Source organism: Streptomyces mirabilis, from assembly GCF_018310535.1.
In the GTDB taxonomy this organism is placed as follows: Bacteria; Actinomycetota; Actinomycetes; order Streptomycetales; family Streptomycetaceae; genus Streptomyces.
Genome location: NZ_CP074102.1, coordinates 7,921,012 through 7,933,535, shown reverse-complemented (window position 1 = coordinate 7,933,535; position 12,524 = coordinate 7,921,012). Strand labels below are relative to the sequence as shown.

The following is a 12,524-nucleotide window of genomic DNA, read 5'->3' as shown; positions in this document are numbered from 1 at the left end:
CGGCGGAGAAGTCCCGCCGAACGGCGGGATGCACCTCGCCGCCCGATCCCCGTCGCCGCTCGATTCCCGTAGCCGTTCAGTTCCCGTAGCCGTTCAGTTCCCGTCTCCGTTCAGTCCCCGACCTGTACCAGCCCGCTCTCGTAGGCGAAGATCACCGCGTGGATACGGTCCCGGAGGCCGAGCTTGGTCAGGATGCGGCCGAGGTGGGTCTTGACGGTCGTCTCCCCGACGAAGAGGCGGCCCGCGATCTCGCCGTTGGGCAGTCCCCGGGCGACCAGGGCGAGGACTTCCCGTTCCCGCTCGGTGAGGGCGGCTAGGCGGTTGCGCTGGGCGGGCGTGGACGCGGACGCGGGCGCGTGCAGGACGAAGCGTTCGACCAGGCGCCGGGTGAGCGAGGGCGCCACCATGACCTCTCCCCGCAGCACCGCCCGCACGGTCACCAGGATCTCCTCGGCCGGGGCGTCCTTGACGAGGAAGCCGTTCGCGCCGGCCCGCAGGGCCGCGTAGGCGTACTCGTCGAGGTCGAAGGTGGTGACGACGAGGATCCGGGGCCCGTGGGGCTGCGCGCAGAGGTGCTCGGTGGCGGCGAGTCCGTCCAGACCGGGCATGCGTACGTCCATCAGGACGAGGTCCGGCTCCAGGGCGGCGACGCCCTCGATCGCCGCGTCGCCGTCGGCGGCCTCGCCCACCACGGTGAGGTCCGGCTGGCTGTCGACGACCATGCGCAGCCCCATCCGGATCAGCTCCTGGTCGTCGCAGATCAGCACGCGGGACGGGGACGGGGTTGGGGACGGACCGGTCATGGAGTCGCCCCGGTGGGCTCGGGCTCGGCGACGCGCAGGGTGGCGGCGACCCGGTAGCCGCCGTCGAGTGTGGGCCCGGCGTCGACACTCCCGCCGTACAGGGCGGTGCGTTCGCGCATGCCGGTGAGACCGCGACCGGACGAGGGCAGCGGGGCGGGGAGCTCGGCGGCGGTCACGGCTCCGGCTCCTCCTGCGGATCCGGCTCCGGCTCCTCCTGCGAATCCGGCTCCGGCTCCGGCTGAGTTCTCCACCCGGACGCGGACCAGCCGCCCGGGCCCCGGGGCGCCCGTGTCGACCCGTACGTGGATCGAGGCGTCCGGCGGCGCGTGCTTGACGATGTTGGTGAGCGCTTCCTGCACGATGCGGTACGTCTGCGCGGTGAGGTCCGCCGGGAGGCCGCCCCGCTCACCGCGCAGGTCCAGCCGGGCGCGCGTGCCGCTCGTGTTGAGGCGTCCGATCAGCCGGCGTAGATCGGCCGAGAGGGGCTCGGGAGCCGCATCGGCGCCGGAGTCGGGGTCGGCCGAGGCGTCCGCGTCGGGCGTACGCAGCACCTCCAGCAGCCGGCGCAGTTCGCCCAGGGCCTCGCGGCCGGTCGCGCTGATGACGCCGAGGGTGCGGTCGACGACGGCGGGGTCGACATGCCGCATCAGTCTGCCGCCCTCGGCGTTCACCACCATCACGCTCACGCTGTGCGCGAGGACGTCGTGGATCTCGCGGGCGATGCGCGCCCGTTCCTCGGCGACGGCGACCCGGGCCAGGGCGAGGCGCTCCGACTCGACGAGTGCGGCCCGCCGCTCGAACTCGGCGAGGTAGGCGCGCCGGGCACGGACGTACTCGCCGAACACCCAGGCCCCGGCCAGCAGCAGCCCCACGGCGAGCGGGGTGAGCCAGGCTCCGCGGGCGCCCGGACCCACGTACTCCCGCTGCCACGCGGGAATCCACAGCAGTACGCAGCCGGCGGCACAGACCACCGTCAGCGCGGCGGCGCGGCGCAGCCCGCGCACGGTGAGGGTGGCCAGGACCGCGGCCAGGGCGACGGCGCCGCGCCCCGGTTCCTGTCCCCACACCTGTCCGAGGTACTGCGCCCAGAACGCCGCCGTCACCAGGGCCGCGACGAGCACCGGCCGCCGGCGGCGCCACAGCAGGGGCAGCACCAGGGCGACGTACACGCCCACCTGCACCCAGACCGGCCGCCAGCCCGGCTCCGGGCGGATGACCGGGGGCACGGCCACCAGCACGACCAGCAGGACGTCCGTCAGCCACGGGCGGCCGCGCCGCCGACGGGCCAGGGTCTCGATCAGCCGATGCACCGCCTCACGCTATGACCGGGGACCGCTCCGCCGCATCGTCCTGCGGGGCGTCACGGGGTCCTCCCGCGGTCGTACGCGCACCGGCCGGGGATACGACGTGCGGCCACCCGGCGCGCTTCCAGCATGGCCGCCATGTCGATCACCAGCGAGTTCCTCAGACGGCCCCTCATGACCGGCGCCGTGACGGCCAGTTCACGTCGGCTGGCCCACGCGATGACCGAGGGCATCGGTCTGGAGCGGGCCCGGCTCGTTGCCGAACTGGGTCCGGGGACCGGGGTGTTCACCGACGCGATCCTGGCCCGGCTCGCGCCCGACGCGCGGCTCGTCGCGGTCGAGCTCAATCCGGTGCTCGCGGCACGGTTGTCGGCCGCACGGCGCGACGAACGGCTGACCGTGGTGCGGGGTTCGGCCGCCGACCTGGCCGCCGCGGTGAGCGGACCGGTCGACGCGGTGGTCTCCGGGCTGCCGTGGACGGTCATGTCGCGGGAGCGGCGCGGGCACATCCTGGACGCCGTGAGCGAAGCCCTGGCGCCCGGCGGCCGGTTCACCACCTTCGCGTATCTGCACGCGGCCTGGACTCCGCCCGCCCGTCACTTCACCGCCGAACTGGCCTGCCGCTTCGACCGGTTGGAGCGCTCGCCGGTGGTGTGGCCGAACCTCCCGCCCGCCTTCGTGCACCGGGCCACCAGGAGGCCGTGACGCTCGGCGCAGGACGACGTATCCCGTGCCGAAGCGCCTGCGAAGATCCCGCGACGCGATGGAGACCCGACACCGAAGCGGTTGGCGAGCGGAAACCCTACATACTGTAGGGTTTGCCTCATCGTGAGCCTCTTACGTCTCGGGGGACCCCCAAATGAAGGAACGTGACGACGGTCCGGCGGCGCCGAGTGACGGCACCTTCGAGCGGATCCTGGACCGGGCTCTCCACTCCCCCGAGATCATGGCAGCCGTGGAACGCGTCGGCGTGGCGGACACGCGCGAGCGCCTGCGCGCCGAAGCCCTTCAGGCGTGCCCCTCGCTCTCCCGGACCGCCGCGGTCGAGTACGACCGGTACCTCCGGCTGCGGGCGTCCCGACGGCATGACGGACCCTCAAAGGCCTCCGTACGTGTGGGGGATGGCTCCGTGTCCGTCTCGGCGCTGCTCGTGCCGAGTCTTGGTGTCGTCGCCGCGGGTGTGTACGTCCTGAGCGGCTTCGACCTGCACGCCCTCGACGTGCGCCCGCATCTGAACGACGGGCTGATCATGGTGGTGGTGATCCTGGCCGCGGTGACGGCGGGGGCGGCGCTGGGCGACCTTCTCTGGTCGCTGGCGACGCGCGACCGCCCCACCCCGGAGGACCGCGATCCAGAGGTGAGCCGGGCCCATGAGGAGTGGCAACTGGCCCTGCTGGAACGGGGAGTGATGCCGTTTCTGCTCGGCACGCTGGACGGGACGGCCTCGGGTCCGGCCCCACTGCCGGCCCCGGCCCAACCCCCTCTTCACCCTGCGCTTCAGCCCTCGACGAGGGAGCGGCCCAGCCAGTCGGACTTGTCCTTCACCCCGGGCAGCGCGAAGAAGTAGCCGCCCCCGGTGGGGCTGATGTAGTCGACGAGCGGCTCGTCGATCAGACGCGTCTGGGTCGCCTCGAACTGACGGACCACGTCCTGCTGGTAGGAGCAGAAGGCCAGGCCCATGTCGAAGTTGCCCGCCTTGTCGACGCCCCGGTCGTAGTTGTAGCCGCGGCGCAGGATCCGGGTGGTGTCGCTCTTCGCCGTACGGGGGTTGGCCAGCCGGATGTGTGCGTCCAGCGGGATCGCCTCGCCCTTGGGGTCCTTGGCGTAGCGCGGGAGGTCGGTCTCCTGGGCGCCGTCCAGCGGTGCGCCGGTGTCACGGCGGCGGCCGATCATCTTCTCCTGCTCGGTGAGCGAGACCCGGTCCCAGAACTCGACCAGCATGCGGATGATCCGGATGACCTGGTAGCTGCCGCCGACCGCCCAGGCCGGTTCGCCGTCGGCCGCGGTGACCCAGACCAGCTTGTCCATCTCGCGGGACGAGGTCGTGTCGGGATTGGCGATGCCGTCCTTGAACCCGAGGAAGTTGCGCTGCGCGCCGGTCGGACGGGACGGGTTCTGGAAGCCGTCGATGCGCCACTTGATCTGCATCGCGCCGCGCGTGTGCCGGGTGATGTCGCGCAGGGCGTGCAGCACCGTGTCGGAGTGGGCGGCGCACAGCTGCAACGACAGGTCGCCGTGGCACTCGGCGGCGTCGAGGTTGTCGTTGGGGAAGGTGCGCATCGGCTTCAGGTGGCGCGGCATGCGGTCGGCGAGGCCATAGCGGTCGTCGAAGAGCGAGGCGCCGACGCCCACGGTGACGGTGAGGTCGTCCGCGGGCAGGTCCGGTCCCAGCAGACCGCTGTCGGAGGGCGGTGCGCCCACGCCGAGGTCGACCGGGGTGCCACCGGTGGTCAGGAAGCGGGCCCGTTCGGTGATCGTGCGCAGCAGGGCGGCCAGTTCGGTCCGGTCCTCGGCGATGACGTCGAAGGAGACGAAGACGGCGGCCGTGGGCGCGGGGGTGGTGATGCCGGCCTGGTGGGCGCCGTGGAAGGCCACCTTGCCGCTGCCCGAGTCGGCCGCCGCGGCGGGAGTGCTGCCCGCGGCCACCTGGGCCCCGACGAGCCCGGCGCCCGCCAGGGCGGCTCCGGCCGCGCCGACGCCGAGGGCGGTCTTGGTGAACGTACGGCGGCCGAAGGGGCAGGCGCCCGGCGCGGCCTGGTCGTCCTGGCTCGGGGTCGTCATCGGGGGAGGTCCTCTCCTGTGGGCACATGGTCCCGGTACTGCGGGGGCGGTGGTTCGGCGCGGGTGGGCCGACGGTCTCGGGTCGGCGCCGCTGGGCTGCTCACGCGGCCCTGGGGTTGCTCAGGCGGACTTTCGGCCGCTCACGCGGCCTTGCGGATCTCCAGGAGGTCCGGGATCGGGGCGAGCTCTTCCAGCAACTGGCCGACCGAGCCGTCGAGGCGCTGCCGGTCGGTGTCGGACAGCTTGTCCAGCGGCGTCCAGGTACCGTCCTCGGCCCGCTGGGCGAGCACCAGTTGCTCGGTGCGCCGCATCCATGTCTCGACGGCCGGGATCACCTTGGCATTGCGCCTGTCGATCAGCGGGCGGAGCAGGGTGAGCAGTTCGCGGGTGCCGTCGAGGTTGGCCTCGGTGGTGGCGAGTTCGGTGCCGCTGCCGTAGTCGGCGTTGCCGCTCAGTTCACGGTGCAGGGTGTTCTCGAGGATCTCGTGGGTGCGCAGCGGAAGGTCGGCCGGTTCGAAGTCCTGCTTCGGGAAGTCCTTGCGCAGGGCGTCCACATCGGCGGCGAGTTGCTTGGCGTACGGCGCGAGGGTGGCGGCGGACTGGCCGTGCCACAGGCCGTACTCGATGCGGTGGAAGCCGGTGAAGGCCGGGTCCTCGACCCCGCCCGCGAGTCCGGCCGTACGGCCGTTGATCTTGGCGTCGAAGTCGGCGAACGTTCCGTAGGCGGCGCCGAGCGAGGCGTACTGCGTGTGCGCGGGCAGCCAGTCCTTGCGGGCCTGGTCGAGCTTGTCGGCGTCGAGGTCGCTCTGGAGGCTGCGCGTCTTGGTCTGCAGGTCGGCCAGACCCTGGTCGACGTACGTACGGTAGGCGGCCAGCGGTGCGGCGAGGTCCTTCTCGGAGACCGGCAGTACGGCCTGGACCGAGCCGCCGCCCGCGCTGACGCGTACGGCCGCCGAGGTGACGGCCTTGCCGCCGTTGGGCACACAGCGCCAGGCGTACGAGCCCGTCCCGACGGTGGCTATCAGGGCGCGGGTGGTGCCGGGGGCGATGCCCTCGACCTCGCCGTAGACGGCGTTGCTGACCGGGTCGATCAGATAGATCTCGGAGGTACGGGAGCCGGTGTTGCGCACCTGGAAGGTCTGCCGACCCGGCTTGGGCGCGGTGAAGCCCTTGCCGCAGTCGGCCACGGACACCTCGACGACGGGCGTCCCGGACGCGGGCTTTCCGCTGCTGGCCGCGATGGTGATCCCCGCGATGAGCGCGGGCGCGGCGACGAGAGCGGCGGGGACCGTCCAGCGGGGGAAGCGACGGGGGGTGGACGGCGTGACCGCGGCGCCCTCGGCGGGAGCGGACGGCTGGTCGGGGCCGGAGGCCGCAGGCTCGGCGGACTTCTCGCCTGCGGCGGCGGGCTCGTGTTCGGAGGCGGCCCCGCCTTCGGAGGGGACCTCACCTGCGGAGACGGGCGCGGTGGACCGCTCGGCCTCGACGGCGGTCGACGCGACGGCAATCCCGGTGCCGGGGTCGGCGGGCGTCCCGGCTGCCTGCGCGACGGCGGCCGCGGACGCCGAGGTCGTCGACTCGGCGGGCTTGTCGGCCGTCGCGACAGCGACCCCCGCGGGCGCGGCGCCGTCCGGCGTCCCGGCCTGCGCGGCGGCGGACGCCACCGGCGCCGGCTTCGCCGGGGTCGCCCCGCGGACGCCGCGCACGAACAGCGTCATCACGATCGCCAGGTACGCGCCGTAGACGCCGACCTGGAGCCAGGTCATCTGCGGGGTGAGGTTGAGCGTGCCCTGGACGACGGTGACGTACCAGGAGGCCGGGTCGAGATGCGCCGACAGATCGAAGGCGTACGACGTGCCGCCCGGGATCACCGTGGCTTCCTGGAGGTCGCGCATGCCGTAGCCGAGAACGCCCGCGGCGATGACGATGAGCACGGCGCCGGTGATGCTGAAGAACCGCGTGAGGTTGATGTGCAGGACCCGCCGGTACAGGCCCCAGCACAGCGCCGCGGCGATCAGCAGCCCGACCGCCGCTCCGGCCAGCGGACCCGAGGAACTGCCCGCGGCCTGCGCGGTGGTCCACAGGAACAGCGCGGTCTCCAGGCCCTCGCGGCCGACGGCGAGGAACGACGTGGCGATCAGTACGCTCGCGCCCATGCCCAGCGCGGCGGTGACCTTCTGCTTGATCTCGCCGGAGAACGTACGGGCCGAGCGCCGCATCCAGAACACCATGGCGGTGACGAACACGACCGCGACCAGACTGAGCGTGCCGCCGAACCCCTCCTGCGACTTCCCGGGCAGGTTCGCCGCCGTGAACGTCAGCACCGCACCGAAGCTCATCGACAACCCGATGGCGGCGGCAACTCCCGTCCACACATGGGGCAGTCGGGCACGCTGGTCGGACCGTACGAGCGTGGCGACCAGAACCGAGACGATCAGTCCCGCTTCCAGCCCCTCACGCAGACCGATCAGAAAGCTGGGAAACGCGTCGTCCCACACCTCGGGCCTCTCTCCGATGCAGCAAATACCAGGCCGGACGGCCAAGGGCGGGGCTTAGTGTAGGCATGCCTAACTAACGGTCAAGAGAGCGCGCAAATCGCGACACAGCGGACGCGGACCGCACACCGGGCCCGGGTCGGCAGCATCGAGGGCGGATCGGCCGATCAGTCGGCGCGGGGGCCACGCGAGGCAGGCATCACGCCCCTGAGCTGCGGTAACGCGAGAGCGGAAGGCAAGAGCCCAGGCGTCCGCGTCGATTCGCGGGGCGCACGGCGACGGCCCGTCGGCGCGGCCGCGCCCCCGCCACGGACATTCTGTCCGTGCTTCGATTCTTACCAGCCCCTTACCCCGCGACACCGCCGGGACCAGGCAGTCTTTCCCCGCAACACCACTGACCGCCGCTCGTTAAGACCCTCGGCGGCAATCCTCACCGTGACCACAACTCACCTTTTCCTTACAGCATGTAGGGTTTCCCCGCCCTGCCCTTCTCAGGGAACACACAGAGTTCCCCGCCCCCGCTCCCGCAGCTCTCCCCCACCGCCCTCTCCCCAAGGTGATGCTCCACGGTGTCTGCACAACAGCCAGTACTCGTCCCGGAACAGAGGAACTCGAAGTCGCGCCGGCCGGACCCGAGCGGACGGTCGGCCATCGGCGCCCGGCTGCGACCACGGGCGGCCGCGGCCACTGTCTGGTACCTGCGACTGCTCGCGCTGCTCAACGTGGTGGCGGTCACGTCGCTGCCGTTCCGGGAAGAGGTGCACGAGCACAACGGAGGTGAGTTCTTCACCCCGTACCTGGCCACCGCCGGGCTGGTCTCGGCGGCGCTGGCGCTGTTCCTGGCCCTGGTGATGCGGCGCCGCAAACGGGCCGCGTGGATCTTCAACATGCTGCTGGCGGGACCGCTCTTCGGGCTGTACGTCCTGGCCCTCACGCAGGAGCAGTTCCGACGGCACGGCTTCAACTGGTTCTCGACCCTGTTCACCGGGCTCTTCGTCGTCGCGCTGCTGGTGGGGCGAAGGGAGTTCCAGGCCGTCGGGGACCGCTCCAACCCCCGGCTGGCGCTGGCCGTCGGCGCCGGTGGCTTCCTGGTCAGTGGCACCCTCGGAACACTGCTGGTGAGCGCCACCAACAAGGTGTCCGGGGCGCCGCTGAGCGACCGGATCGCGTACACGCTGCTGCGTGGGGTCAGCGTCGGCCCGCTCGCCGACCGCCTCGACTCGGTGGTCGCGCCCCGCTGGGTGGACGTGATCGTCAACATCCTGATCGCGGCGTCCTTCCTGCTCGTGCTCTATGCCTGCTTCCGTGCGCCGCGCGGGCGGGAGCTCCTCGGCGAGGACGACGAGCGACGTCTGCGCGACCTTCTCGCCAAACACGGTGAACGGGACTCGCTGGGCTACTTCGCGCTGCGCCGCGACAAGGCCGTCATGTGGTCCCCGAGCGGCAAGGCGGCGATCACCTACCGGGTGGTCGGCGGAGTGACCCTGGCCTCCGGCGACCCGATCGGCGACCCCGAGGCCTGGCCCGGCGCGATCGAGGCATGGCTGCACGAGGCGCGACGGCACGCCTGGACGCCCGCTGTGACGGGCGCCGGCGAGGAGGCAGGCACCATCTACGCCCGGCACGGCCTCGACGCCCTCGAACTCGGCGACGAAGCCATCGTGGATCTCGCCGACTTCACCCTCGAAGGGCGCGCGATGCGCGGAGTGCGCCAGGCGCACAACCGCATCCGCCGGGCCGGGTACACCGTCGGCATCCGCCGCCACGGCGACATCTCCGAGGCCGACATGGCCACCCTCATCGACAAGGCGGACCACTGGCGGGACGGCGAGACCGAGCGTGGGTTCTCCATGGCGCTCGGCCGGCTCGGCGACCCGGGCGACGGCCGGTGCGTGATGCTGGAGTGCCGCGACAGCCAGGACGAACCACGGGCCGTACTGAGCTTCGTACCGTGGGGCGACAAGGGGCTGTCGCTCGACCTGATGCGCCGGGACCGCGACTCCGAGAACGGCCTCATGGAGTTCATGGTCATCGAACTCCTGCTGCGCGCCGAGGAGATCGGGGTGCAGCGGGTCTCGCTGAACTTCGCCATGTTCCGTTCCGTCTTCGAGCGCGGCTCCCGGCTGGGGGCCGGACCCGTGCTGCGTCTGTGGTGCGCGGTGCTGACGTTCCTCTCCCGCTGGTGGCAACTCGAGTCCCTCTACCGGGCCAACGCCAAGTACCGGCCCGTCTGGGAACCCCGTTACCTCCTGTTCGAGAAGAGCAGCGACCTCCCCCGCATCGGGATCGCCGCCGCCCGCGCGGAGGGCTTCCTCACCCCGCCCGCCCTGCCCGCGCTCGGCCGACGCCCACTCCTGCGCAGGCCGGGAGGACGCTCACAACCCCCGCACGGGAGCGGGCAGGTTCCCGGACAGCAGAGGGGTTCTTCGACCAACGCCTCGTCAACCAGGTAACCCGTCGGGTCAGTTCGAGGTACGGGCGCCGGGGCACGCGCACCCGGCGCCCGCCATGTCACAGCCACCCGACGTTCACGTCGTCCGGAAACGATGCGGCCGATCACCGAGCCCGCCCCCGGACGAATCGACGCCCTCATGAAACGCATCGCGGCCGCCCCCGCCCTGGCCCTCACCCTCTCCGCGCTCTCCGTCCTCCTCCTGTCCCCGCTCCCGGCGCGGGCGGCGGGCGGTGCGTCGGGCAGTTACGGGACGAAGGCGCCGTACGCGCCGCAGCAGGACGCCCGTACGTACCAGCGGGCACCGAAGGGGTTCGTCCCGGTGTTCACCGAGAACGTGTCCCGGCACGGTTCACGCGCGGCGACGAGCGGCGAGGACGGCGAACTGACCCTCCAGCTGTGGGAAAAGGCCGAGAGCGAAGGTGAACTCACCCGCGCCGGTGCGGAGTTCGGCCCGCAGGTGCGCTCGCTGCTGGCGGCGATGGAGAAGGTCGGATACGGCAACCTCAGCGGCCGGGGAAAGCGGGAGATCCAGGGCACGGCGGCCCGCATGGCGCAGCGGCTGCCCGGACTGTTCACACGGATCGCCAAGGACTCCGAGCCGATCGACGTGGTCAGCTCGGGCCAGGGCCGCGCCGTCGACAGCGGCGCCCTCTTCGCCTCGGCCCTCGCCGACGCCGACCCGGCCCTCGGTCCCCTCATCGGCCCGGCGCGCACCGACCCCGACCTGCTCTACTTCCACAAGTCCCCGGGCGGCGCCGCCTACCGCGACTACATCGCCCACGACCAGCGGCTGGCCACCACCCTCAAGAGCATCACCGAGCAGCCGGCCACCCACCGCGCGGCCCGCGACATCCTGAGGAGGATCTTCACCCCGGCCTTCGTCCGGCGGATCTCGGCCGGGGAGTTCGCCTCCATCGGCAGCGAGGTGGACGCGGCCCAGGCGGTCTACAACCTGTACAGCATCGCCCCGGCCATGGCCGACGAGGGCAGCCGGCACCTGGAGCGCTACCTCGCCCCGCGCGACGCCGCCTGGTTCGCCTATCTCAGCGACGCCGAGGACTTCTACGAGAAGGGACCGGGTTTCACGGACAGTGACATCACGTACAAGATGGCGGACGTCCTGCTCGACGACTTCTTCAAGAAGGCCGAGGCCAAGCGCGACAAAACCAGCGACCTCGGCGCGGAGCTGCGTTTCACCCACGCCGAGGAGATCATTCCGCTCGCCGCTCTCATGCGGCTGCCGGGCAGCACGAAGCCGGTGACGACGACTCAGCCGTACACCTATGCGGACAACCCCTGGCGGGGCGGCTCGGTGGCTCCGATGGCCGCGAACATCCAGTGGGACGTGTTCCGCAAGGGCGACACCTACCTGGTGCGGATGCTCTACAACGAGAAGGAGACCGCGTTCAAGGCGGGCTGCGCGCCCGTGGCGAAGGGCAGCGCGTTCTACGACCTGGCCGAGCTGGAGCGCTGCTTCGGGCGCACGAGGTCGTGAAAGATGCCTCCATCCAGGTGACTTGGGAACTTCTTTACCGATGCCGTCAGTTCTGACAACACCGGTTCGGGGCTCGCTCCGAGCCGGTTCGAAACGATGAGTGCGATCAGTGAAGGAGCCACACCGACATGGTGTTCAAACGGCTGCTCGGGGCGATGGGTGCAGGCGGCCCCTCGGTGGACACGGTTCTCGACGGCGGCGCGGTGGCGCCCGGCGGGGTGCTGTCCGGGCAGGTTCATCTCCAGGGTGGCAGCGCGGACGTGGAGATCGAGCACATCGGGCTCGAGTTGATCGCCCGGGTGGAGGCCGAGCACGAGGACGGGGAGAGCGAGGGCGCCGTCGTCTTCGAGCGGTTCACGGTCGGCGGCGGTTTCCGCCTCGCCGAGGAGGAGCGGTACAGCGTTCCGTTCCGGGTGTCCCTGCCGTGGGAGACACCGGTCAGCGAGCTGTACGGGCAGCCGCTGGGCATCGTCCTCGGCGTGCGCACCGAGCTCGCGGTGGCCGGTGCGAGGGACAAGGGTGACCTGGATCCGCTCGCGGTGCGTCCGCTGCCGGTCCAGGAAGCGGTCCTGGAGGCGCTGGGGCAGCTGGGCTTCGGCTTCAAGTCCGCCGATCTCGAATACGGCCACATCGGGGGCACGGGGCAGCAGTTGCCCTTCTACCAGGAGATCGAGCTGACGCCCGCACCGCAGTACGCGCACGTGGTCAACGAGATCGAGCTGACCTTCCTCGCCACCCCGGCCGGCATCGAGATCGTCCTGGAGGCCGACAAGCGCGGCGGGCTCTTCGAGTCCGGGCAGGACGCCCTCACCCGCTTCACGGTGGGCCATCACGATGTCGAAGCCCGCGACTGGAACAGCGAAGTCGACGGCTGGATCAGGCAGTTGGTCGAACACCGGGCGTCGTACGGCTCCCACGCCACGTACGGCCACGCCGATCCGTATGCCGCCGCAAGCGCGTACGGGCATCACTCGGCCCATGGGTCCGGCCATGAGTCGGGCCATGAGGGCCACCGCTCCGGGCCCGGCGTCGGTACCGCGGTCGCGGCCGGCGCGGCGGGACTCGCGGTGGGAGTGGCCGGCGGCCTGGTCGCGGCCGAAGTCGTCGACGAGGTGGGCGACTTCTTCGAGGGCGACGACGACGAAGGCGGCGAAGAGGACTGAGTGCTCAGGCGCGTCCGTGTCCGGAGGC

The 12,524-nt window shown here is 71.7% G+C and carries 9 protein-coding genes; 5 read left to right on the top strand and 4 right to left on the bottom strand.

Going from position 1 to position 12,524, the window contains the following annotated elements:
- Nucleotides 1-110: 110 nt before the first annotated feature.
- Complete coding sequence (locus SMIR_RS35140; protein WP_168489660.1) at nucleotides 111-803, bottom strand: response regulator; 693 nt, start codon at nucleotides 801-803, stop codon at nucleotides 111-113.
- Nucleotides 800-2,113 (bottom strand): sensor histidine kinase, encoded by a 1,314-nt coding sequence (locus SMIR_RS35135; RefSeq protein WP_212727831.1) that lies wholly within the window; start codon nucleotides 2,111-2,113, stop codon nucleotides 800-802. Before SMIR_RS35135 ends, SMIR_RS35140 begins: the two co-directional genes overlap by 4 nt.
- A gap of 132 nt (nucleotides 2,114-2,245) precedes the next feature.
- On the opposite strand from SMIR_RS35135, the gene SMIR_RS35130 reads away from it, so the two are divergent.
- On the top strand, nucleotides 2,246-2,812 hold the full coding sequence (locus tag SMIR_RS35130; RefSeq protein WP_168489662.1) for a class I SAM-dependent methyltransferase: 567 nt from the start codon (nucleotides 2,246-2,248) through the stop codon (nucleotides 2,810-2,812).
- Between the two features lie 154 nt (nucleotides 2,813-2,966).
- The gene (locus tag SMIR_RS35125; protein ID WP_168489663.1) at nucleotides 2,967-3,674 is read left to right on the top strand and encodes a hypothetical protein; all 708 of its coding nucleotides are present in this window, start codon (nucleotides 2,967-2,969) and stop codon (nucleotides 3,672-3,674) included.
- On the opposite strand, the gene efeB is transcribed toward SMIR_RS35125, so the two are convergent.
- Nucleotides 3,605-4,888, bottom strand: coding sequence for an iron uptake transporter deferrochelatase/peroxidase subunit (gene efeB / locus SMIR_RS35120; RefSeq protein WP_168489664.1), 1,284 nt, complete (start codon nucleotides 4,886-4,888; stop codon nucleotides 3,605-3,607). The two genes, SMIR_RS35125 and efeB, sit on opposite strands and share 70 nt — an antisense overlap.
- Before the next feature lie 140 nt (nucleotides 4,889-5,028).
- Nucleotides 5,029-7,386, bottom strand: coding sequence for an iron uptake transporter permease EfeU (efeU, locus tag SMIR_RS35115; RefSeq protein WP_168489665.1), 2,358 nt, complete (start codon nucleotides 7,384-7,386; stop codon nucleotides 5,029-5,031).
- 566 nt (nucleotides 7,387-7,952) lie between these two features.
- On the opposite strand from efeU, the gene SMIR_RS35110 reads away from it, so the two are divergent.
- From SMIR_RS35110 to SMIR_RS35100, 3 genes are all read left to right on the top strand, one after another.
- Nucleotides 7,953-9,836: a phosphatidylglycerol lysyltransferase domain-containing protein gene (locus SMIR_RS35110; RefSeq protein WP_168489666.1), complete on the top strand. Its 1,884-nt coding sequence runs from the start codon at nucleotides 7,953-7,955 to the stop codon at nucleotides 9,834-9,836.
- 138 nt (nucleotides 9,837-9,974) lie between these two features.
- Nucleotides 9,975-11,333 carry a histidine-type phosphatase gene (locus SMIR_RS35105; RefSeq protein ID WP_168489667.1) on the top strand — a complete coding sequence of 453 codons (1,359 nt, stop codon included), beginning with the start codon at nucleotides 9,975-9,977 and terminating at the stop codon, nucleotides 11,331-11,333.
- Between the two features lie 128 nt (nucleotides 11,334-11,461).
- Nucleotides 11,462-12,496, top strand: a complete 1,035-nt coding sequence (locus SMIR_RS35100) for a sporulation protein (RefSeq protein WP_168489668.1) — start codon at nucleotides 11,462-11,464, stop codon at nucleotides 12,494-12,496.
- Nucleotides 12,497-12,524 lie beyond the last annotated feature (28 nt).